General features: G+C 63.7%; 20 protein-coding genes and 2 pseudogenes. 12 read left to right on the top strand and 10 right to left on the bottom strand.

The features are described from left to right. Positions 1 to 4: 4 nt before the first annotated feature. The 5 genes from CWO91_RS00110 to CWO91_RS00090 all read right to left on the bottom strand — a co-directional run bounded on the left by CWO91_RS00110 (position 5) and on the right by CWO91_RS00090 (position 4,686). A complete protein-coding gene (locus tag CWO91_RS00110; RefSeq protein WP_130211712.1) occupies positions 5 to 577 on the bottom strand; it encodes a peroxidase-related enzyme in 573 nt (190 codons plus the stop codon). A 34-nt stretch (positions 578 to 611) separates the two neighbouring features. After that, a complete protein-coding gene (gene acuR, locus CWO91_RS00105) occupies positions 612 to 1,268 on the bottom strand; it encodes an acrylate utilization transcriptional regulator AcuR (protein ID WP_130211711.1) in 657 nt (218 codons plus the stop codon). Positions 1,269 to 1,372: 104 nt separating this feature from the next. Continuing rightward, on the bottom strand, positions 1,373 to 2,050 hold the full coding sequence (locus CWO91_RS00100; RefSeq protein ID WP_130211710.1) for a cupin domain-containing protein: 678 nt from the start codon (positions 2,048 to 2,050) through the stop codon (positions 1,373 to 1,375). Between the two features lie 89 nt (positions 2,051 to 2,139). Continuing rightward, positions 2,140 to 3,366, bottom strand: coding sequence for an MFS transporter (locus tag CWO91_RS00095; protein WP_130211709.1), 1,227 nt, complete (start codon positions 3,364 to 3,366; stop codon positions 2,140 to 2,142). After that, positions 3,367 to 4,686 (bottom strand): tetratricopeptide repeat protein, encoded by a 1,320-nt coding sequence (locus CWO91_RS00090; RefSeq protein WP_130211708.1) that lies wholly within the window; start codon positions 4,684 to 4,686, stop codon positions 3,367 to 3,369. It lies immediately after the preceding gene. 206 nt (positions 4,687 to 4,892) lie between these two features. On the opposite strand from CWO91_RS00090, the gene CWO91_RS00085 reads away from it, so the two are divergent. Next, the gene (locus tag CWO91_RS00085; RefSeq protein ID WP_245471078.1) at positions 4,893 to 5,642 is read left to right on the top strand and encodes an AraC family transcriptional regulator; all 750 of its coding nucleotides are present in this window, start codon (positions 4,893 to 4,895) and stop codon (positions 5,640 to 5,642) included. Positions 5,643 to 5,694: 52 nt separating this feature from the next. After that, positions 5,695 to 6,093, top strand: coding sequence for an alpha/beta fold hydrolase (locus CWO91_RS00080; protein ID WP_130211706.1), 399 nt, complete (start codon positions 5,695 to 5,697; stop codon positions 6,091 to 6,093). Between the two features lie 57 nt (positions 6,094 to 6,150). Here the strand turns inward: CWO91_RS00080 and CWO91_RS00075 are convergent, their stop codons facing one another. Further along, complete coding sequence (locus CWO91_RS00075) at positions 6,151 to 6,837, bottom strand: GntR family transcriptional regulator (RefSeq protein ID WP_130211705.1); 687 nt, start codon at positions 6,835 to 6,837, stop codon at positions 6,151 to 6,153. 123 nt (positions 6,838 to 6,960) lie between these two features. Between CWO91_RS00075 and dctP the strand changes: the two genes are divergently transcribed. The 5 genes and pseudogenes from dctP (at position 6,961) to CWO91_RS00050 (ending at position 12,841) form a co-directional block, all read left to right on the top strand. Next, on the top strand, positions 6,961 to 7,980 hold the full coding sequence (gene dctP / locus CWO91_RS00070; RefSeq protein ID WP_130211704.1) for a TRAP transporter substrate-binding protein DctP: 1,020 nt from the start codon (positions 6,961 to 6,963) through the stop codon (positions 7,978 to 7,980). Further along, entirely contained in the window at positions 7,977 to 8,534 is a 558-nt protein-coding gene (locus CWO91_RS00065; protein ID WP_130211703.1) for a TRAP transporter small permease, read from the top strand. Before dctP ends, CWO91_RS00065 begins: the two co-directional genes overlap by 4 nt. Further along, positions 8,531 to 9,871, top strand: a pseudogene (locus tag CWO91_RS00060) (TRAP transporter large permease); the annotation flags it as partial. The gene CWO91_RS00065 and the pseudogene CWO91_RS00060, both read left to right, overlap by 4 nt. 31 nt (positions 9,872 to 9,902) lie before the next feature. Beyond that, positions 9,903 to 11,312 carry a malonyl-CoA decarboxylase gene (locus CWO91_RS00055; protein WP_130211702.1) on the top strand — a complete coding sequence of 470 codons (1,410 nt, stop codon included), beginning with the start codon at positions 9,903 to 9,905 and terminating at the stop codon, positions 11,310 to 11,312. Further along, a complete protein-coding gene (locus tag CWO91_RS00050; RefSeq protein ID WP_130211701.1) occupies positions 11,309 to 12,841 on the top strand; it encodes a malonate--CoA ligase in 1,533 nt (510 codons plus the stop codon). The genes CWO91_RS00055 and CWO91_RS00050 overlap by 4 nt, the downstream gene beginning before the upstream one ends. Positions 12,842 to 12,910: 69 nt before the next feature. On the opposite strand, the gene CWO91_RS00045 is transcribed toward CWO91_RS00050, so the two are convergent. Beyond that, positions 12,911 to 13,099, bottom strand: coding sequence for a hypothetical protein (locus tag CWO91_RS00045; protein ID WP_130211700.1), 189 nt, complete (start codon positions 13,097 to 13,099; stop codon positions 12,911 to 12,913). Between the two features lie 116 nt (positions 13,100 to 13,215). Between CWO91_RS00045 and zigA the strand changes: the two genes are divergently transcribed. The 3 genes from zigA to CWO91_RS42585 all read left to right on the top strand — a co-directional run bounded on the left by zigA (position 13,216) and on the right by CWO91_RS42585 (position 15,000). Continuing rightward, positions 13,216 to 14,421 carry a zinc metallochaperone GTPase ZigA gene (zigA, locus tag CWO91_RS00040; RefSeq protein ID WP_130211699.1) on the top strand — a complete coding sequence of 402 codons (1,206 nt, stop codon included), beginning with the start codon at positions 13,216 to 13,218 and terminating at the stop codon, positions 14,419 to 14,421. An 11-nt stretch (positions 14,422 to 14,432) separates the two neighbouring features. After that, entirely contained in the window at positions 14,433 to 14,621 is a 189-nt protein-coding gene (locus CWO91_RS43940; RefSeq protein ID WP_130211698.1) for a hypothetical protein, read from the top strand. 112 nt (positions 14,622 to 14,733) lie between these two features. Continuing rightward, positions 14,734 to 15,000: a helix-turn-helix domain-containing protein gene (locus tag CWO91_RS42585; protein ID WP_165405149.1), complete on the top strand. Its 267-nt coding sequence runs from the start codon at positions 14,734 to 14,736 to the stop codon at positions 14,998 to 15,000. A gap of 109 nt (positions 15,001 to 15,109) precedes the next feature. Here CWO91_RS42585 and CWO91_RS00025 read toward each other — a convergent pair whose 3' ends face one another. Beyond that, entirely contained in the window at positions 15,110 to 15,886 is a 777-nt protein-coding gene (locus tag CWO91_RS00025) for an SDR family NAD(P)-dependent oxidoreductase (protein ID WP_130211696.1), read from the bottom strand. A 328-nt stretch (positions 15,887 to 16,214) separates the two neighbouring features. On the opposite strand from CWO91_RS00025, the gene CWO91_RS00020 reads away from it, so the two are divergent. Next, a complete protein-coding gene (locus tag CWO91_RS00020; protein WP_130211695.1) occupies positions 16,215 to 17,813 on the top strand; it encodes an alpha-amylase family glycosyl hydrolase in 1,599 nt (532 codons plus the stop codon). A gap of 145 nt (positions 17,814 to 17,958) precedes the next feature. Beyond that, positions 17,959 to 18,138, top strand: coding sequence for a CsbD family protein (locus CWO91_RS00015; RefSeq protein ID WP_130211694.1), 180 nt, complete (start codon positions 17,959 to 17,961; stop codon positions 18,136 to 18,138). Between the two features lie 128 nt (positions 18,139 to 18,266). On the opposite strand, the gene CWO91_RS00010 is transcribed toward CWO91_RS00015, so the two are convergent. Beyond that, positions 18,267 to 19,271, bottom strand: coding sequence for an NAD(P)H-dependent flavin oxidoreductase (locus tag CWO91_RS00010; RefSeq protein WP_130211693.1), 1,005 nt, complete (start codon positions 19,269 to 19,271; stop codon positions 18,267 to 18,269). Positions 19,272 to 19,293: 22 nt separating this feature from the next. Next, positions 19,294 to 19,741, bottom strand: a pseudogene (locus CWO91_RS00005) (acetyl-CoA C-acyltransferase); the annotation flags it as partial.

Genomic DNA, 19,741 nt, shown 5'->3' with positions numbered 1-19,741 from the left:
TCTCTCAGCGGCCCATGGCATAGAATTCGGCATTCGGACGCATGCTCGTCACGTTCGCGAGCCGGTTCGACAGGCCGAAAAAGGCCGAGATCGCCGCGATGTCCCAGATGTCCTCTTCGGTGAATCCGTGCGCCTTCAGCGTCGCGAAGTCGCTTTCAGACGTCTTGTGCGCCTCGGTCGAGACCCGAACGGCGAAATCCAGCATCGCCTTCTGACGATCGGTGATGTCGGCCTTGCGGTAGTTGACGGCGACCTGATCGGCAATCAGCGGGTCCTTGGCACGGATTCTCAAGATCGCGCCATGCGCCACCACACAGTACTGGCACTGATTGAGGTTGCTGGTCGCAACGACGATCATCTCGCGCTCGGCCTTGGTCAGATTGCCGGGCTTGTCCATCAGCGCATCGTGATAGGCAAAGAACGCGCGAAACTCCTCCGGCCGGTGCGCGAGCACGAGAAAGACATTCGGAATGAATCCGGACTTCTCCTGCACGGCCAGGATGCGGCTGCGGATATCGTCCGGCATATCGGCGAGATCGGGGACAGGGAAGCGGCTGACGGCGCGTGTTTCGGTCATGAGTTTGGCTCCTCGTTGGAGATTGGCACGACAGTCATCGCCCCTCACCTTTCGCCTGGATCATCGCAAGAAAGCCTTCGGCGAAGACGTCGAGAGCGTCCGGGCGCCGTTCGAGCTTGGCGCGCAACACCGCGCCCTCCCAGCCGATCCAGAAGAACTGCGCGAGATCCTCGCAGTCGAGCTCGCTGGACATCTCGCCTGCCTCTTGCGCCGACTGCAGGCAACGGGCCGTCCGCGCTTCCCAATCCCGGAACACGGCGACGAGGCGTTTCCGGAACGGCTCGGGCAGAACACCCATCTCCTGTCCGAGATTGCCGACGAGGCAGCCGCGCCGGTAGCGATGTCTCGCCATGCCCGAGCGCGCGTCCGCGATGAAATCACGCAGACAGTCGAGCGGAGCACGCTCGGTGTCGTCGAACCATCGGTCCAGCTTGCGCGCGAAATAGTCGGCATAGGCGTCGATCAGTGCGAGACCAAAGGCCTCCTTGCTGTCGAAGTAGTGGTAAAATGAGCCTTTTGGCACCTCCGCGGCGTCCAGGATCTCCTCGACCCCGACGGCACTGAAGCCCTTCTCGGTCAGGATCGCAACGCCGGTACGCAGCAGCCGTGCGCGCGGCGCGTCTGGCCGTGTCTGGTCCTTGGGCGGACGGCCACGGCGACGTGGTTCGGCTGACGGCGAAATCGCTCTCATGGCGATTTATTAGACCGATCGTCTTGCAAAATCAATCGCCGCGTTGTCATCGCGGCCCGGCATCTGTCGATCGGGCCTTCCAGGACGTGCGGATCACCTCGCGCTCACGGCATCTGGCAGATGTCCGGATGCAGCAGGGGAGCGTCCTTCAGCCAGACGTTCGCGCCGTCCGCACCGCAGACGGCACGCAGGGGCTGTCCGGCCGGCAAGCGGACCCAGCCTTGCGGGAGCAGCGTCTGATCACCGATCGACAAGCTCCCGGCGAGAACGAGCATTTCGAGCCCGCGTGCATTCTCGACCGTGACGGAACTGCCCGGCATCCAGCTCTCGAAACGCACGTTCTCAAATCCGTCGTCGAACAGTTCGAGCGCGCTCGCCGCCCCCGATCGCGGCTCGCGCTGACGACCTTCCGCGGGCCGTCGTACGATCTGGTCGCGATCGCCATCCCGGAACTGCCAAAGGCGCACGAAGATCGTGCAGCCAGCCTCCGATGCAGGGACATGCGAGGTCCCGGGCGGATTGCGGAAGTAGCTGCCCGCAGGGTAATCGCCATGCTCGTCCTGAAAGACGCCATCGAGAACGACGATCTCTTCGCCGCCGCCATGCGTATGGCGCGGAAACGCGCTGTGTGGGGCGTACCGCACGATCGAGGTGGCGCGCGCGACCTCGTCGCCGATGCGGAACAGCATGCGCCGGTCGACACCCGCCGCCGGGCTTTGGGTCCACGGCAGCTGCCCGGCCTGGACGATCACCGGAACCGTCAAGTTATCATTGATGCGCATGGCTCTTCTCCCTCATGGTCAACACCATTCTGAAATGGGCCTGGCCGGACCGCATCGGTGCGACGGCCTCCGCGGCGCGCTCGAGCATATCACGACGCTGCATCGCCGCAGCGCGATCGCGGAGCTGCCAGCGCCAGCGCGGCTGCGGCCAAGAACAGAGGCGGAAACGAGACCCATAGGACCGTATTCCAGCCGTAGGCGGAGAGCAGTCCACCCGACAGGAACGAGCCGAAAGTCATCGTGCCGAACACGATGAAGTCGTTCAGCGACTGGACGCGCGCCTTCTCCTCCGCGCGATGGCACTCCAGGACCATCGCGGAAGCTCCGACGAAACCAAAATTCCAGCCGACGCCGAGCAGGATCAGCGTCGCCCAGAAGTGCCCGACCTGAATGCCGAACAGACCGACGGCCGAAGAGGCGGCGGTGAGCAGCAGCCCGGTCGCCACCACCCTCGATGCGCCGAACCGGGTGATCAACCTGCCGGTCCAGAAGCTCGGTCCATACATGGCGATCACATGCCATTGCAGACCAAGATTGGCAGACTCCTGCGACAGATTGCAGAACTTCATCGCGAGCGGCGCCGCCGTCATCAGGAAGTTCATCAGCAGATAGGAGACGACACCGCAGACCACCGCGGCAATGAAACGCGGCTGGCGCGCGATCACGGAAAGAGGACGGCCTCTGCCCCTGTCGGCCGCGATCGGCATCGGCAGACGGACCCCGGCGAGAACCGATAAGGAGATCGCGGCGACCGCGCCTTGTGCCAGATAGGTGGCCGCGAAGAGATGGGGCGGCCACAGACCCATCGTATACGTGACGAGTTGCGGCCCGATCACGCCGGCAAAGACACCGCCTGCCATCACCGCCGATAGCGCGCGCGGCCGCCGCTCCGGCGCCGCACAATCGGCGGCAGCGAAGCGAAAGGACAGCACCACCGCGGCGTAGATACCGCCGAGAAACGTTGCCGCACAGAACAAGCCGAACGAGGCGTATAGAATCGCGAGCGATCCAATCAGACCGGAGAGGACACCGCAGCCGGTGCCGATCATGAAGGTCGCGCGTCGCCCGTAACGTTGCGCGACCGCTCCAGCGGGCAAGGTGCAGGCGGCCATCCCGACCACGAAGATCGAGATCGGGAGAGTTGCCAGCGCCTTGGTCGGCGCCAGCATGTCGCCGATCACGGCGCCGGTGGCGTAGACGATCGTCGAATTCGCGCCGGCCAGTGCCTGCGCGACGGCGAGCCTTGCGACATTGCTGCGCTCGAAACGGAACGCGGGCGGAGCCTCCACCCGCCCTTGCACGGCAACTTCTGACATTCAGACCTCGATTTGGCCGCGCCAACGCGCATCGCGCTGCGACGGACGGCGGTGAAGGCGGCGATTGAGCAGATCGCGTGCCTTGGCGGAATCGCCGCTTCGCATGAAAGCGAGCAACAACATGTCTTCGATGATTTCCCTCTGGGCGCCGCTGCCGCCGACCCGCGCGACGTCTGCGGCCACGGGCTCGAGAATCCGCATGCATTCGGCGTAGTCAGTGTTCGCGAACGCGAGTGCCGCCCGGCCGATGGCCGCCACGACGGGGCCAGCCGGCAGGGCGCCGTCCGCGACACGTTGCGCATTCGCCTTGATGCGGTCGGCCGCATCGGCGTGTTTTCCGGTCGCGGCGGCCAACAAGGCCATGTGTACTTCGACGAATGCGAGACCGGGATTCGGATAGCGGGATCCGGCGTAGCTCTCGACCTCCTCCCACATGCCGGACGGCACCTCATGGCCATACGCCTGCAGTCTCCACAACAAGGAAACCGTGTCGCTCACGACGTTGATCGGCAGACCGAGGGAGGCCGAAGGTCGAACGTATTTGGAGTAGATCGCCAGGGTGTGTTGCGGATCGTCGCGCTCCAGCGCCGAGAGCGCCGCGTGCCAGGCCAGATGACCGTAAAGCATTCCTGCCCGATCATATTCCGGCAACCAGCCTTCGAGCAGCGTTTCGGCTTCGTCCTTGGCCCCCTGCTCGAACATCGCATGCGCGACCGCATGCGCAGCATTCGCGTTGGCACGACGCCGTTCGAGACCACGTTGCGCGAGGTCGCGACCTCTCGAGACCGATCCGTTCTCGGCATGTGACCAGCCGCGATAGGTCAGGAACCACCAGTCATCCGCGTCGTAGCGATCCGCCACGCGTTCGCAGAGATCCACGCGCGCCTGGTCGTGACCGATCATCCCCGAGAACGCGAACAGGCCGAACGCGCCGAGCGGCAGAGAGAGGATCAGGACGTCGCGCGGCCACGCGTCCAGATGCGCGAGCGCGCTCTCCAACGCCTTGACGGATTGGCCAGTCACCGCGAGCGCGAGGACCGCCACATGGCTAATCTCACGCGGCGAGCCGTTTCGCGCGACGATTTCCTGTGCAATCGCGGTCCTTGCGCGCGCCTCCGCGGGCTCGGCCTTGATCGCGTGCAGACGTGCGAGGGCGGCGTGCGCCAGCGCGAAATGTGGATCGTGCTCCGCGGCCTGCCGCAGCGCCTCATCTGCGCCCGGCCACGCCGACAGAAGCAGATCGATGCCGGCGCGATATTGACCGGCGGCTTTCGGCGAATCTGTCGACATCGGCAGGCCCCGGCTATCGCACTCGGCCATGCTCCGCTCCTGATACGAGGGACGAGACGGTCCGGCGAACGAAGTCCGTGGTGTGGCCGGCCCTGAACTGGAGCGCTAGCAGAGCGAAAAGCGGCTGTCTTTCGACGTTTTGCCAATTTATATAGAATATCGGCCAATCGGGAAACGACATGACCTGGACCCCGTTATCGGCTCCGCCGGATGCCTTGCCACCGCGCCCCATCACCATGCGCGCCCAGTCGATCCCGGCGCGGCACGAATTTCCGGAGCACGCGCATGACTGGCACCAGGTGGTCTACGCCATCGACGGCGTGCTGATGGTGACCGCGGAGAATCGTTCCTTCGTCATCTCGCCCGAACAGGCCGTCTGGCTGCCGCGCGACGTTCGCCATCGGGTGGGCTCCCTTCTCGGCGCCGAGTTTCGCAGCCTGTGGATTGCCGTCGACGCCGGGAGCAATCTGCCATCGGCTCCGACAGTGCTCGCCGTGTCTCCCCTGCTGAAGGCGTTGATCGTCGAGGCCGCAGCCATCGAAGGAAGCCAGGATACCGACGGCTACCCCGATCGTGTCGCGACACTCATTCTCGATCAGCTCGGCAGGGCTCGCGCGCTGACGGCGGGATTGCCGTGGCCGCGCGGCGAACGCCTGCTGCGCCTTTGCGAAGCGCTCTACGTCGATCCAGCCGATTCCCGAAGTTCGGATGATTGGGCCAAGGCGCTCGGCATGTCGTCACGTACACTGACGCGCCAGTTCGAAGCGGAAATGGGTTCGAGCCTGCGATCATGGCGGCGACGGGTGCGGCTGCTGCGCGCCATCGAGCTGTTGAGCGGCGGCACGGGAGTCACGGAGACCGCGATGCAACTGGGCTACGGATCCGCATCCGCGTTCGTCTACGCATTCCGGACGGAAATGGGATCCAGTCCGCACGCCTACATGCGAAGAGCAACTGGCGAGCGTCGTACCGCCGACATTCGCTGATGAGGAAGATCTGAAGCGGGGAGTTTCGGCGAAGCAGCATTCGGGCTTCCTCGTGAGCGGTCACGAGCAAGCCTACATCTCGGATTTCTACAAGAAGAGGCTCGCAGCGCCTGTTGCTGACGAAGACATCGCGGTCTATGCGCATGCCTATGCGGCCCCCGGTGGCCTTCGGGCAGGGTTTGAGCTCTATCGGGCTTTTCCCGAGGATGAACGGCACTTCAAGCAATTCATGCAGAAGAAGCTCCCGATGCCCGTCCTCGCCTTGGCCGGCGAGAAGAGCAACGGCTGGGCCGAAACGGAGATGGCGAAGGAACTCGCCACGAATGTGCGCGGAGATGTTGCGCCACGTACCGGGCATTGGTTGCCGGATGAGAATTCGACCTATGCCTCTCAACATCTCCTGGCATTCTTCGCTGGCGGCACGACCGGCAGCACGGCGCGGACACCCTGAATGGAGTGACCTACGGCTACGGCGAGAGCAACGCTCTCGCTGGCGCTGACGCAGCCTCTACTTCGCCGTTCCGCTCCTGCTTCCGGTCGTGTCGGATCGTCGATCTGCGGCAAGGCCAAGCACCATGTCCGAGAACCGCTCACCCTGGACCAGAACATGGTCGTGAAGTCGCGTTGCCGCGAGTTGCTCATCGCCGGCGCGGATCGCTTCGAGAATCCCGGCGTGCTCCTGGAGCGATTGCAGCAGGCGGTTGCGCGCACGAAGCTGGATACGGCGATAGGCGCTCAGCCGCTTGTGCAGAGCAAAGGCTTGATCAGCGAGAAAACTGTTGCGGCTCGCGCGGTAGATCGCTTCGTGAAAATTGCGGTTGTCAGCGTAGTACTGCTCGCTGTCGCCTTCGCGCGCGGCAATCTCGCAGGCGCGATGAGCAGTCTCCATTGCCGCATCGTTCTCCGGGGTCAGCCGACGCGCGGCCAGGCGTCCGCAAGCACTTTCGATCTCCGCCATCGTTTCGAACATCTCGAACAGCCTGGTCGGTGACGGGACGCTGACGATCGCGCCGCGGCGCGGGCGAACATCGATGAAGCCCTCGGCGCCGAGCTGAAGCAGCGCCTCCCGGATGGGGGTGCGCGACACCCCGAATCGCTCCGCCAGCGAGGCCTCGTCCAGGCGATCGCCCGGCAGGAATTCTCCTGCAATTACAGCGTCTTCGATCGACTGCTTAAGTCTGAAGGCCTGGCTCATTGCATACACCTGATCCCACAATTCCATACCATATACTTGACAAAACAAACAGCATGCAGTTCATATATTAATTGTATGCAAGATTAGAAATAAAAAATGCAATCTAGCAACGGGAGGTATGGAATGAGGATTTCAAGACGCCAAGCCCTGGCCTTGGGAATCGCGGCCCCGGCGCTGCTGCGGTTCGGGGAAGCGCGCGCGGCCACGGCCCTGAAGATCTCGCACCAGTTTCCGGGCGGCACGGCGACCGAGGGCGATTTCCGCGACCGGCTCTGCCGGCGTTTCGCGGCCCTGATCCAGGAGCGCAGCAAGGGCGCGATGACCGCCGAGATCTATCCGGGCTCGTCGCTGATGAAGACCAACGCACAGGTCTCGGCGATGCGCAAAGGCGCGCTCGACATGAGCCTCATTCCGATCTCCTACGCCGGCGGAGATCTTCCCGAACTGAACATCGGCCTGATGCCGGGCCTCGTCACCGGTTACGACGAAGGGCTCGGCTGGAAGAACAAGCCGATCGGCCAGGAGTTCAGCAAGTTTCTCGCCGCCAAAGGCATCGTCATCGTCACCTGGATCTGGCAGGCGGGCGGCGTCGCCAGCCGTGCGCGACCGCTGGTCGAGGTCGCGGATGCCAAGGGCATGAAGATCCGCGGCGGCTCGCGCGAGATGGATCTCGTGCTCCAGGCCGCCGGCGCCTCGGTGCTGTCGCTCCCCTCCAACGAACTCTATGCGGCGATGCAGACCGGCGCCTGCGATGCCGCCCTCACCTCCTCCACCAGCCTGACCTCGTTCCGTCTGGAGGAGCTCGCCAAGCATCTGACGACCGGCCGGGCCAAGAGCTACTGGTTCATGCTCGAGCCGCTCGTGATGTCGAAGGCGGTGTTCGACCGGCTTTCGAGCGAGGAGCGCGACATCATCGTCTCGGTCGGCGCTGAGCTGGAAGCGTTCGGCCGCACCGCGGCGATGGACGATGACGTCCGCGTGGCCAAGGTCTACCAGGCCGCCGGCGCGAGCGTGCACGATCTCGACGACAAGACGGTTCAGGCGTGGCGGGAGCTTGCGCGCGACACCGCCTGGAAGGATTACGCCAACAAGAACGAGAACTGCGCCCGGTTGATCAAGCTTGCCATGGAGGCCGGGTCATGAGCGCGCACGGCGTCGATCTCGGCCACTCCGTCATCGTGACGGCTGCGCGACCCGGCTCCACAGTGGGACGGATCAATCGTGCGATGACCCTGCTCAACAGGACGATCGTCGTCCTCTGCTCGATCGCACTCATCGTCGCGAGTACGATCCTGAGCTACAGCGTGGCTGCGCGCTACTTCTTCAACGCGGCAACCTATTGGCAGGACGAGGCCGCGGTGTTCCTGCTGGTCGGCGCCACGTTCCTGTCGACCGCGTTCGTGCAAGCCGGACGCGGCCACATCGGCATCGAGGCTCTCACCGGCTATCTGTCGAAGCGCGGCAATGCGATCCGCATGCTCGTGGTCGACATGGCGAGCCTGCTGTTCTGCTGCTTCTTCGCCTGGAAATCCTGGACGCTATTCCACGAGGCATGGGTCGACGGACAGGTGTCCGGATCGACCTGGGCCCCGCCACTATGGATTCCCTACAGCATGATGTCGCTCGGGATGACGCTGATGACGGTGCAGATCGCGCTTCAGCTCGCCTCGCGCGTCGACGGATGGAGGAGCAAATGAGCACGTTTGCCGTCGGACTGATGTATGGCGGGGCCACGCTCGCCGTGATGGCCTCGGGCATGCCGATCGCGCTGGCGCTCGGTGCCGTCGCCGTCATCTTCATGTATTTCTTCATGCCCGCCGCATCGCTCGATACGGTGACGCAGAACGTGTACGAGGAGATGGCCTCGATCACGCTGCTGGCGATCCCGCTCTTCATCCTGAAGGGCGCCGCGATCGGCAAGTCGAAGGCGGGACAGGACCTCTACAGCGCGTTGCACGTCTGGATGGGCCGCATCCCCGGTGGGCTCGGCATCGCCAATGTCTTCGCCTGCGCGCTGTTCGCTGCGATGGCCGGATCATCTCCGGCGACGTGCTCGGCCATCGGTTCGGCCGGCATTCCCGAAATGCGCAAGCGCGGCTATTCCGGCGGCTTTGCTGCGGGCGTCATCGCAGCCGGCGGCACGCTGGGCATCCTGCTGCCGCCCTCGATCACCATGATCCTGTACGCGGTCGCGGCGGAGCAGTCGCTCGGGCGTCTCTTCCTCGCCGGCATCGGCCCGGGCCTTCTCCTGGTGCTGCTGTTTGCGACGTATGCGGTGTTGAGATTCAAGTCCGAATACGCCGCGGCAGAGCGCGCTTATGCCGCGGACCCTGCGCAGCATCCGATCCTTTCGAATGAGCGCTTCACGATGGCGATGCGATTCGGTGCGCTGCCGCGGGTGCTCCCCTTCGTCGTGCTGCTCAGCGGCGTCATGATCGCACTCTACGGCGGCTATGCCACGCCTTCGGAAACCGCGGGCCTCGGCGGCATCCTGGCGCTGGTCCTGATCGCCTCGATCTATGGCGTGTGGCGCCCGCGGGATCTCGGCCCGATCCTGGAATCGACGCTGAAGGAATCGACCATGCTGATGCTGATCATCGGCATGTCGCTGCTCTACTCCTACGTGATGAGCTATCTCCACATCAGTCAGGCGGCGGCGCAGGCGATCGTCGCGATGCAGCTGTCGCGATGGGTACTATTGGCAGCGATCCTGGTGCTGGTGGTCGTGCTCGGCTTCTTCCTGCCGCCGGTTTCGATCATTCTGATGACTGCGCCGATCATCCTGCCGCCGCTCAAGGACGCAGGCTTCGACCTGATCTGGTTCGGCGTGGTGATGACGATCGTGATGGAGATGGGCCTCATTCATCCGCCGGTCGGACTCAACATCTTCGTCATCAGGAACATCGCGCCGGACATCCCGTTGCGGGACGTGATCTGGGGGACGCTGCCCTTCGTGCTCCTGATGGCGTTCGCGGTCGTCCTGCTTTGCCTGGCGCCCTCGATCTCCACCTGGCTGCCCAACCTGGTGATGGGCGCCCGTCGCGTTAACCGAGGAGGCATGAACGATGCTGAACGACACGAGATCCGGACGCATCACGGCGCCCGAATTCCTGCAAGGGCTCATCGATACCTTGACGCAACGTGGCCGCGCGGTTCTGGGCATCAAGCCGGATCGCGAGGCAGGCGAGGGTCGCGATCTCGCCCTTCTGGGTGAAGCGCTGCTCTCCAGGCGCGGCGAAGCCTCCGGCGTTGCGATCGCGCAATCGCTGCTTGCGGCTTTCGAGCAGGCGGGCGAGCCGGAGCAGCTGAAATTCCTCGCCTCGCTCGCCGATCGGTTCGGGCCCGACCGTCGCGCGATCGAGCTCGCGATAGCGGCCTACCAGCGCAAGGAGGGGGGCGACGGCAGCAAGCTCGAGGCGCTCCATGCCGCAGCCGAGCCGCGCCGGCAGGAGTTGATCCGGCGCCTCAATCTGGCGCCCGGCGGCACTTCGTCGCTGGTTCGCATGCGGGAGGTGCTGCTCTCGCTGCTGCGCGAGCATCCCGAGCTCCAGCCGGTCGACGACGATTTCGTCCATCTGTTCTCGTCCTGGTTCAACAGAGGCTTCCTCGTGCTACGGCCAATCGATTGGACGACGTCCGCCAACATCCTCGAGAAGATCATCAAGTATGAGGCCGTCCATGCCATCCAGGACTGGGAGGACTTACGCAACCGGCTCGAGCCGCCGGATCGCCGCTGCTACGCGTTCTTTCATCCGCAGCTGGTCGACGAGCCGCTGATCTTCGTCGAGGTCGCACTCACCAAGGAGATTCCCGGCGCGATCGGCCCATTGCTCGACAAATCGCGCCAGGCGATTACCGCGCGTGAGGCGACCACCGCCGTGTTCTACTCGATCTCGAACACGCAGAAGGGCCTGGCCGGCGTCTCGTTCGGCAATTTCCTGATCAAGCAGGTGGTGCAGGATCTCGCCCGCGAGCTGCCGAACCTGAAGACCTTCGTCACGCTGTCGCCCGTTCCCGGCTTTGCCGGCTGGGTGCGGCGCGAACTCAAGACAGAGGCCTCCGGCGCGATCGATGAGGAGACGCGACGCGCGCTGGCCGCGCTCGATGACGGCGGCGACATCGCGCAGGCGAAGGAGGCCATCACCGCGCTTGCGGCCTACTACTTCCTGAAGGCGAAGCTGCCGTCAGGCAAGCCGGTCGATCCGGTCGCCCGCTTCCATCTCGGCAACGGCGCGCGCCTGGAGCGGCTGAATTTCCTGGGGGATGCTTCGGCCAAGGGCATGAAGCAGTCCTACGGGCTGATGGTCAATTATCTCTACGCGCTCGACCATATCGAGGCGAACCACGAAGCGTTTGCGGAAGCCGGCACCGTGGTGGCGTCCGACAAGGTGAAGAAGGCGCTCCGCGCCAGATTGTCGTCGCGCGACCTCGTTCCCAGCCCTCACACCAATTCCCAACGGAAGATCTCGTCATGACCTGGAACCTGTACGACCGCCTGCTTGCCTCTGCGGAGTCCGATCAGTCCATCTGCATTGAGAAGGAGGACGGCGCGACGTTAAGCTACGCCGAACTCGCCGCCCTCAGCGGCAAGTTTGCGAACTTCCTCGCCAGGAGCGGCATCGGGCCGAACCACCGTGTCGCTGCCAAGGTCGAGAAATCCGTCGAGGCCATCGCCCTCTATCTCGCAACGCTCCGCTCCGGTGCCGTCTATCTGCCACTGAACACCGCCTATACACCGGCCGAGACCGAGTACTTCGTTCGCGACGCGCAGCCGACATTGATCGTGTGCGATCCGAAAGAAGAAGCCGACCTGCGCGCCATTACTGCCAAAGCAGGCGGCCGGGTCGAGACGCTCGATCACCACGGCAAGGGCTCGCTCGCCGATTCCGCGGCGGACTTCCCGATTGCATTCGACACCGTAGCCAGGGGGAATGACGACCTCGCCGCCATTCTCTACACCTCCGGCACGACCGGCCGCTCGAAGGGCGCCATGCTGACGCACGGCAATCTGGCCTCGAACGCCCTGACGCTGGTTGAAGAGTGGCGCTATTCCAGCAAGGACGTGCTGATCCACGCGCTACCGATCTACCACGTTCACGGGCTCTTCGTGGCCTGCAACGTCACGTTCGCCGCGCGCGGGCGCATCCTGTTCATGCAGAAGTTCGACGCCGAGCGCATTTTGGCGACGATGGCGCGCAGCACCGTGCTGATGGGCGTGCCGACCTTCTATGTACGCCTGCTCGAGAGCACGGAGCTGAACGAGCGCACGACCGCCAACATGAGGCTGTTCGTCGCCGGCTCGGCGCCGCTCCTTGCCGAGACTCACCGCGCCTGGCAGGCGAGGACCGGACACGCGATCCTGGAGCGCTACGGCATGACCGAGACCGGGATGATCGCCTCCAATCCCTATGACGGCCAGCGCATTCCGGGCTCCGTGGGTCGCCCCCTGCCCGCGGTCGAAGTTCGGATCGCCGATCCCGAAAGCGGTGTGGCGCTGCCCGCGGACGAGGTCGGCATGATCGAAGTGAAGGGGCCGAACGTGTTCGCCGGCTACTGGAACATGCCGGACAAGACCGCCGCCGAATTCCGCAGCGACGGCTTCTTCATCACCGGCGACCTCGGCAAGCTCGATGCAAATGGCTATCTGCACATCGTCGGCCGCGGCAAGGATCTCATCATCACCGGCGGCTTCAACGTCTATCCGAAGGAGATCGAGACGGAGATCGACGCCATCCCGGGGGTCTCCGAAAGTGCCGTCGTCGGCGTGCCGCATGCCGATTTCGGCGAGGGCGTCACGGCTGCCGTCGTCCGGTCGCCGGGCTCGTCCGTGGACGAACGCACCATTCTCGCGGCGCTGTCCCGACGGCTGGCGAAATTCAAGCAGCCCAAGGGCATCATCTTCGTCGAGACGCTTCCGCGCAACACCATGGGCAAGGTACAGAAGAACCTGCTGCGGGAGCGCTTTGCAGAACTCTATTCGGCCAAGGCCGGCCAGGGGAGTTGATACGGACGGCTTGAACGGTCCGCTCCGCAGAACGAGCGCGAAGCCTCGCGTCTGCCGCCATGATGCAGATCAATTGGCGGGATCGGCACCCGATCGCCTCGACGACACGAGCAGCCTCCTCGGCCGCTCCAGCTCTTCCGCGAGCGCCGGGATCTCCTTGATCTGCTCAGTCGACAGGGCGAACTCGTCGACGAGTTCGATGCTAAACCCGGACCGCACCAGCGCGTTCAGGGTGGTTCCGATCGTGCGGTGATCCAAAGCGCCTTGACAGACGGCCAGGCTTCAGAGATGTAATGTTATAACATTACATTCACTAGCCGAAATGCCCAGCCCCAAGCGCCGTCCTATCCCATTGAAAAGGCTCTTCGATCTCCATGCAGAAACTCCCCGTCACCGTCTTGTCCGGCTTCCTCGGGGCTGGAAAGACCACTTTGCTGAACCACGTCTTGAACAATCGGGACGGCCTGAAGGTGGCGGTGATCGTCAACGACATGAGCGAGGTGAACATCGATGCGGATTTGGTTCGCGATGGCGGTGCGAATCTATCCCGGACCGATGAGAAGCTCGTCGAGATGACGAACGGCTGCATCTGCTGCACGCTGCGCGACGATCTCTTGAAGGAGGTCCGCGCACTCGCCGAACACGGTCGCTTCGATTATTTGCTGATCGAATCGACGGGCATCTCCGAGCCGCTGCCGGTCGCTGCGACTTTCGATTTTCGCTCCGAAGACGGCGAAAGCCTCGCCGACGTGGCGCGCCTCGACACGATGGTGACCGTGGTCGACGCCGTGAACCTGCTCAAGGACTATTCGTCGAAGGATTTTCTGGAGCAACGCGGTGAAGCGCTCGATAACGACAAGCGCACGCTGGTCGATCTCCTCGTCGAGCAGATCGAATTTGCCGATGTGATCGTCCTGAACAAGGTTGATGACGCCTCGCCCGAGCAGCGCGAGGCGGCGCGAAAGATCATCCGCGCCCTCAATCCGGAAGCGGACCTGATCGAAGCCAACCACAGCCGGGTCGCTTTCGATCGCATTCTCGACACCGGCCGGTTCGATTTCGAAAAGGCTCAGCAGCATCCCCTCTGGTACAAGGAGCTCTACGGCTTTGCCGATCACGTGCCGGAAACGGAAGAATACGGCGTAAGGAACTTCGTCTATCGCGCGCGCCGACCGTTCGACCCCGCCAAGTTCGACAGGTTCATCAAGGAGCCTTGGCCTGGCGTCATTCGCGCCAAGGGGCACTTCTGGCTCGCGACACGGCCGCAATGGCTCGGTGAACTCAGCCAGGCGGGTTCGATCATTCGCACCCAGGCCCTTGGTTTTTGGTGGGCTAGCGTGCCGGCAGAACGATGGCCGGATGATCCTTTCTGGCGCAAGAAGCTTCGACAAAACTGGAGCAGCATCTACGGCGATCGCCGTCAGGAAATCGTGTTCATCGGCACCGGCATGGACGAAGACGCGATCCGCGCCCGCCTGGACGCATGTCTCGTCACGGGAAAACCTGCCATGGACGTCGCGCGATGGGCAAAGCTCGCAGACCCGTTTCCGATATGGCGGCGCGCGCACGAAGCAGCCTAGCGGGAGCGCACATGGGCGACGTCATTCGATTTGTCCCGAAATCCGAGCTCGAGCGAATTCGTCTCATTCGGGAAGCTCGCGCAATATACGACAGCATATTCCCGCCAACTGCTTTGGTCGACGAGCAGCCATATGGTCGCCCCGCACAGAGCACGCAAGGCTCATCCGATTCCCTCAGGAATGCGCTCGAAGGCGAATGATGTAGATCCTTTACGTTACGCTGTGAGGGTCGAGCGCGAATCGCGGCAGTCAAGACGATTGCGGAAGGGAGCCGCAAGGATGCAGAATGGCTGCGCGCGTTGGGGATCTGTGATGTTCGACTGGAATGATCTCAAGTACCTGCTGGCGGTGGCTCATCACGGCAGCACGCTCGCGGCCGCACGCCATCTGGGAGTGAACCAGTCCACCGTCCAGCGGCGCCTGACCGAACTGGAAGGACGCCTTGGGTTACGATTGGTCGAGCGATCGCCAAGCGGCTACAGCCTCACCGCGGCGGGCGCGCTGGTCCTCCCGTTGGCCGAGGACGTGGCTCAGTGGCGATTATTGCGGAAGTGGGCCGTGAAAATGCATAGGGGCTAATACGTTCCCTGCAAGACGTCTCCCAGGGCCCGGAGCTTGCTATGGCTTTTTGGCACCGGAGGGAGAGGCGCCGTTTACGGCCTGCCGCGAGAGTTGGCGCACTCTCGCGCTACGATTTCGCCGTGCCAGGCTCGGCCAGCTTCCGATGCTGCTTGGCCAGCATCTCGTTCGGCGTGATGGTGGCGACCGTCGCCTGGATCTTGTTCTTCAGCCCGGTGACGATGTCGGCCTCACCGCGCAGCATTGCATCGAAGCCAGCCTTGGCGACCTCGTAGGCGCCATCCTTCTGCTCGGTGCCAACCCTGGTGTCCATCATGTCGGCGCGGCGGAAGAATTCGGTGTCGGTGGCGCCAGGCATCAGGCAAGTGACGGTGACGCCGCTATCGCGCAGCTCTTCGCGCAGAGCGAAGGAAAACGAGTCGAGAAAAGCTTTGGAGGCGTTGTACACCGCCTCGAAGCTGCCGGGGCCGGCGATCGAGCCCGTGATGAGAATGCGCCCAGAGTTGCGTCGCAGCATCGCATTGCCGGCGCGATGGATCAGGTAGAGCGTGCCGGTGATGTTGGTATCGACGACGTGCCTGATGCGTTGGAAATCCTGGTCGAGGAAGGCCCTGCCGAGGCCAATTCCGGCATTGGCCAGCAGCGCGTCGATCGGCCGGTCGGCGACTGCGGCGCAGAGCTTGTCGACGCCCTCGATGGTGGCGAGATCGGTCTCGACCGGCTCCACGCTGCCGCCAAACCGACGCAGGTCGACGGCCACCCCCTCGATCGCGGCCTCGTCCGCGGCGATGACAAGATTGAAACCTGCTTGGGCGCAGCACCTGGCAAGTTCCCGGCCGATACCGGTTGAGGCGCCGGTGACGACGGCGAGTTGATTGGCGGCCATAGGGCGTATCCTCGCGGGTTCGGATGATGATGCCCAATCGCTCGACCGGCTAGCTGTTCCTATTCTCGCACGGGGCCCGTGCAGTGCGAAGAATTTCGCGCCGCATAGCAACCATCGTTCATGCCTGGATTTAGATGCCACATGATTGATTGCGGAGGACCGAGATGATGGCGCTGGTTTGGCATGGCAAGGAGGTGGTGCGACAGCGTCACCGACCCGGAAATCCAAGGCCCGCGCGACGCCATCATCAAGGTCACGAGCTGCGCCATCGCTGTCCGTTTCCTGAGCTTGATCAAGAGGCCAACTGCAACGAGGTGAAATCGAGGCAATGACCGAATCCCGTGACGAACGCGCGTGGTGGCAATCCGCAGTCATCTATGAAATCGCGCCGATCTCGTTCCAGGATTCCAATGGCGACGGCAAAGGCGACCTCGCCGGCTTGATGTCGCGGCTGGACTATCTGAAATGGCTCGGCATCGATGCGGTGTGGCTGACGCCGATCTACCGCAGTCCCTTTCGCGATCTCGGCTATGATATCTCCGACTATCGTTCAATCGACCCGGGCTTCGGCACGCTCGACGAGTTCGATCGCCTCGTCAGCGCCCTGCACGCGGATGGGATCCGGCTCATTCTCGACTTGGTCCCCAATCACACCGCCGACGACCACGTCTGGTTCATCGAGAGCAGCAGTTCGCGCCATAGCGCAAAGTCCGATTGGTACATCTGGGCCGATCCGGCCGAGAATGGCGGGCCGCCGAATAACTGGCTGAGCCGTTTCGGTGGTAGCGCCTGGGAGTGGTGTGACGCGCGGCGGCAATATTATTACCATTCTTTCCTGGTCGAGCAGCCCGACCTGAACTGGCGCAATCCAGACGTGAGGGCAGCGATCGCCGACGCCATGCGCTTCTGGCTCGATCGCGGCGTCGACGGCTTTCGCGTCGATGCCAGCGCCGTGCTGATCAAGGACGATCTGTTGCGCGACAATCCACCAAACCCGCAAGCCAAGGACAAGCCGCCGCCGCAACGCCATACGTCCGCGTTTACCGACGACCGTCCGGAGACGATGTCGTGCATCGAATTCATCCGTGAGGTGATCGATGGCTATCCGGACCGGCTATTGTGCGGCGAAGTTCAGGGCAAGACCGACCGGATCGGGCACTTCTACGGCAATGATCGACCGCGCCTGCACCTGCCGCTGAATTTCGCGCTGCTGGACTCGCAATGGGACGCGCTGTCGCTCCAGGCGACCATCGACGCCTATCTAAACGCCATTCCCAAGGACGCTTGGCCGGTCTGGGTGATTGGCGGGCACGACAAGCAGCGGATCGCGAGCAAGATCGGTGCGGCGCAGATGCGCGTGCTCGCGATGCTGTTGATGACGCTGCGGGGAACGCCGTTTTTCTTCATGGGCGACGAGATCGGCCGCAAACGGGTCTCCATTCCAGCCGATCGCGTTCGCGATCCCTTCGAGAAGCTTGTGCCGGGATATGAACTTTGCCGCGATCCCGAGCGCGCGCCGATGCGCTGGGATGACAGCGAGAGCGGTGGATTCACCACAGGCAGCCCATGGCTACCGCTGGGGCCGCGCGATGCGCCCAACGTGGCGCAGCAGAGACGGGACGAACACTCCATCCTGGCGTTGTTTCGCGCGCTGATCGCGCTGCGGCGCGAGCATGCCTGTCTTCGCGAAGGCGGCCACGCGCCGCTGCGATCGCAAAACGACGTCCTCGCCTTCAAGCGCGTGACAGACACGGGCGAATTGCTGGTCGCCCTCAACATCGCCGCCGAGCCGCGGAGATGGCACTGGCACGGCCGTGGCTGCCTGCTGATGTCAACACATCTGGACCGGCCGCGCGAGCCATGGCCGGACGCATCGATCCTGCTTCGGGGCAATGAAGGCGTGATCATCGAGCTCGCACGGCGATGAGCGGAGGAACCATCGGCGCGCCAGGGAGTCTGACCCACGCCTCCGGCATCTGCCCCCTGCTGCCGGAAGCACTTTGGACGAAACCGCAGGCCCCGGCGCTTATCCCCTTTGGCGCCGGGGCAGCGGCGTGTGCTTGGAGGCTGCCATGGGCAAGGTGAAAGGTCTTAAGCAGCGGATCGCCGGCAAGGCGAAACAGGCCGTCGGCGAGATCGTCGGGGATCAGGAGCTTCACGAGGACGGCAAGGCCGAGGCGGAGCGCGGCCGCGAGGAACAGGGCCAGCCGAGCGAACTCAATCCGCTGAAGAAGCTCCAGCAGCTAACGTGAAGCCGCCGTCGCAACCGGCGCTTTAGCAATCAGGTGAAGCGGCGTTCTCCTGGGTTTTGCAACCGCTTTGGAGGGATGCACTTCGCGCTCGACAAGCCCTACGAGGTGCCAATCGGCTAGCCGTCGCTTCATGCGACCTTTAGGGCGGCCGTGCTGTCGGCGTCCAGGAATCCCGTAAGCCTGCCCCTGATCAGTCGCTCGGCATCCGCCATGATACGGTCGACCAGTTCCTTCACGGTCGGAATATCGCGAATGAGTCCCACGACCATGCCGCAACTCCAAGCGCCCGCGTCCATATCGCCGTCGATCATCACCTTCGGATAGACGCCCGCCACCTGGTCATGGATGTCGTCGATCTTGAGGCTTCTACCTTTCTCTCGCTCGATCTCGAGCAAATCTTCGACGCCCTTGTTGTTGAGGACCCGCTCGGTGTTGCGGAGCGCGCGCATGACGAGTCGGGTATCGAGCTCCGAGGCCTGAACCAGCGCATTCTTGACGTTCTCATGCACCGGCGCCTCTTTGGTGGCGATGAAGCGCGTACCCATGTTCATGCCGGCGGCCCCCATCGCCAGCGCCGCAACCAGGCTGCGCGCGTCCGCCATGCCGCCAGAGGCAACAAACGGGATCTTCAGTTCCTCGGCCGCACGCGGCAACAGGATCATGTTTGGCATGTCATCCTCGCCCGGATGGCCGCCGCATTCAAAACCGTCGACGCTGACGGCATCGCAGCCGATCTGCTCGGCCTTCAGCGAATGACGCACGGAGGTGCATTTGTGGATCACCTTGATGCCGCCGGCCTTCAGAGCCGGCATGTATTGTTCGGGGCTGCGCCCGGCGGTTTCGACGATCTTGACGCCGCCCTCTCTGATCGCTGCGATGTACTCCGGATAGGGCGGCGCGCTGAAGGTGGGCAGAAAGGTCAGGTTCACCCCGATTGGCTTATCCGTCATGTCGCGGCAGCGCGCGATCTCCTTGGCCAGCAGTTCCGGCGTCCGTTGCGTCAGGCCCGTGATGATCCCCAAGCCACCGGCATTCGATACCGCCGCGGCGAGTTCGGCGAACCCCACATAGTGCATGCCGCCCTGGATGATCGGATGCTCGATGCCGAACAGTTCAGTGATCGCTGTCTTCACGAATGATCTCCCGCGTTTCCGCTCAGTGGATGATTTCAAACAGTCCCGCCGCGCCCATGCCACCACCGATGCACATGGTCACCACGCCGTACTTGGCCTTGCGCCGCCGCCCCTCGATCAGGAGGTGACCGGTGAGCCGCGCCCCGGTCATGCCGTAGGGATGGCCGATCGCAATCGAGCCGCCATTGACGTTGAGCTTGTCAGGGTCAATGCCGAGCTTGTCGCGGCAATAGATCACCTGGACCGCGTAGGCCTCGTTCAGCTCCCAGAGATCGATGTCGTCGATCTTCAGGCCATGGCGCTTGAGCAGTCGCGGGATCGCGGCGACCGGACCGACGCCCATCTCGTCGGGTTCGACGCCGGCGGCGACGAAGCCGCGGAAGATGCCGAGCGGCTTGAGGCCCTTCCTCGCCGCGATCTTGTCGCTCATGATGACGCAGGCCGAAGCGCCGTCCGAAAGCTGGCTGGCA

It is taken from the genome of Bradyrhizobium genosp. SA-3 (assembly GCF_004212635.1).
Taxonomy (GTDB): Bacteria; Pseudomonadota; Alphaproteobacteria; order Rhizobiales; family Xanthobacteraceae; genus Bradyrhizobium.
Note: the sequence above shows the minus strand (reverse complement) of the source record. Positions and strands in the feature narration are given on the sequence as shown.

Bases quoted from the DNA above. Each gene is read 5' to 3' on its own strand.
- CWO91_RS00110 (WP_130211712.1), bottom strand. From the start codon at position 577: ATGACCGAAACACGCGCCGTCAGCCGCTTCCCTGTCCCCGATCTCGCC.
- acuR (WP_130211711.1), bottom strand. From the start codon at position 1,268: ATGAGAGCGATTTCGCCGTCAGCCGAACCACGTCGCCGTGGCCGTCCG.
- CWO91_RS00100 (WP_130211710.1), bottom strand. From the start codon at position 2,050: ATGCGCATCAATGATAACTTGACGGTTCCGGTGATCGTCCAGGCCGGG.
- CWO91_RS00095 (WP_130211709.1), bottom strand. From the start codon at position 3,366: ATGTCAGAAGTTGCCGTGCAAGGGCGGGTGGAGGCTCCGCCCGCGTTC.
- CWO91_RS00090 (WP_130211708.1), bottom strand. From the start codon at position 4,686: ATGGCCGAGTGCGATAGCCGGGGCCTGCCGATGTCGACAGATTCGCCG.
- CWO91_RS00085 (WP_245471078.1), top strand. From the start codon at position 4,893: ATGCGCGCCCAGTCGATCCCGGCGCGGCACGAATTTCCGGAGCACGCG.
- CWO91_RS00075 (WP_130211705.1), bottom strand. From the start codon at position 6,837: ATGAGCCAGGCCTTCAGACTTAAGCAGTCGATCGAAGACGCTGTAATT.
- dctP (WP_130211704.1), top strand. From the start codon at position 6,961: ATGAGGATTTCAAGACGCCAAGCCCTGGCCTTGGGAATCGCGGCCCCG.
- CWO91_RS00065 (WP_130211703.1), top strand. From the start codon at position 7,977: ATGAGCGCGCACGGCGTCGATCTCGGCCACTCCGTCATCGTGACGGCT.
- CWO91_RS00055 (WP_130211702.1), top strand. From the start codon at position 9,903: ATGCTGAACGACACGAGATCCGGACGCATCACGGCGCCCGAATTCCTG.
- CWO91_RS00050 (WP_130211701.1), top strand. From the start codon at position 11,309: ATGACCTGGAACCTGTACGACCGCCTGCTTGCCTCTGCGGAGTCCGAT.
- zigA (WP_130211699.1), top strand. From the start codon at position 13,216: ATGCAGAAACTCCCCGTCACCGTCTTGTCCGGCTTCCTCGGGGCTGGA.
- CWO91_RS43940 (WP_130211698.1), top strand. From the start codon at position 14,433: ATGGGCGACGTCATTCGATTTGTCCCGAAATCCGAGCTCGAGCGAATT.
- CWO91_RS42585 (WP_165405149.1), top strand. From the start codon at position 14,734: ATGTTCGACTGGAATGATCTCAAGTACCTGCTGGCGGTGGCTCATCAC.
- CWO91_RS00025 (WP_130211696.1), bottom strand. From the start codon at position 15,886: ATGGCCGCCAATCAACTCGCCGTCGTCACCGGCGCCTCAACCGGTATC.
- CWO91_RS00020 (WP_130211695.1), top strand. From the start codon at position 16,215: ATGACCGAATCCCGTGACGAACGCGCGTGGTGGCAATCCGCAGTCATC.
- CWO91_RS00015 (WP_130211694.1), top strand. From the start codon at position 17,959: ATGGGCAAGGTGAAAGGTCTTAAGCAGCGGATCGCCGGCAAGGCGAAA.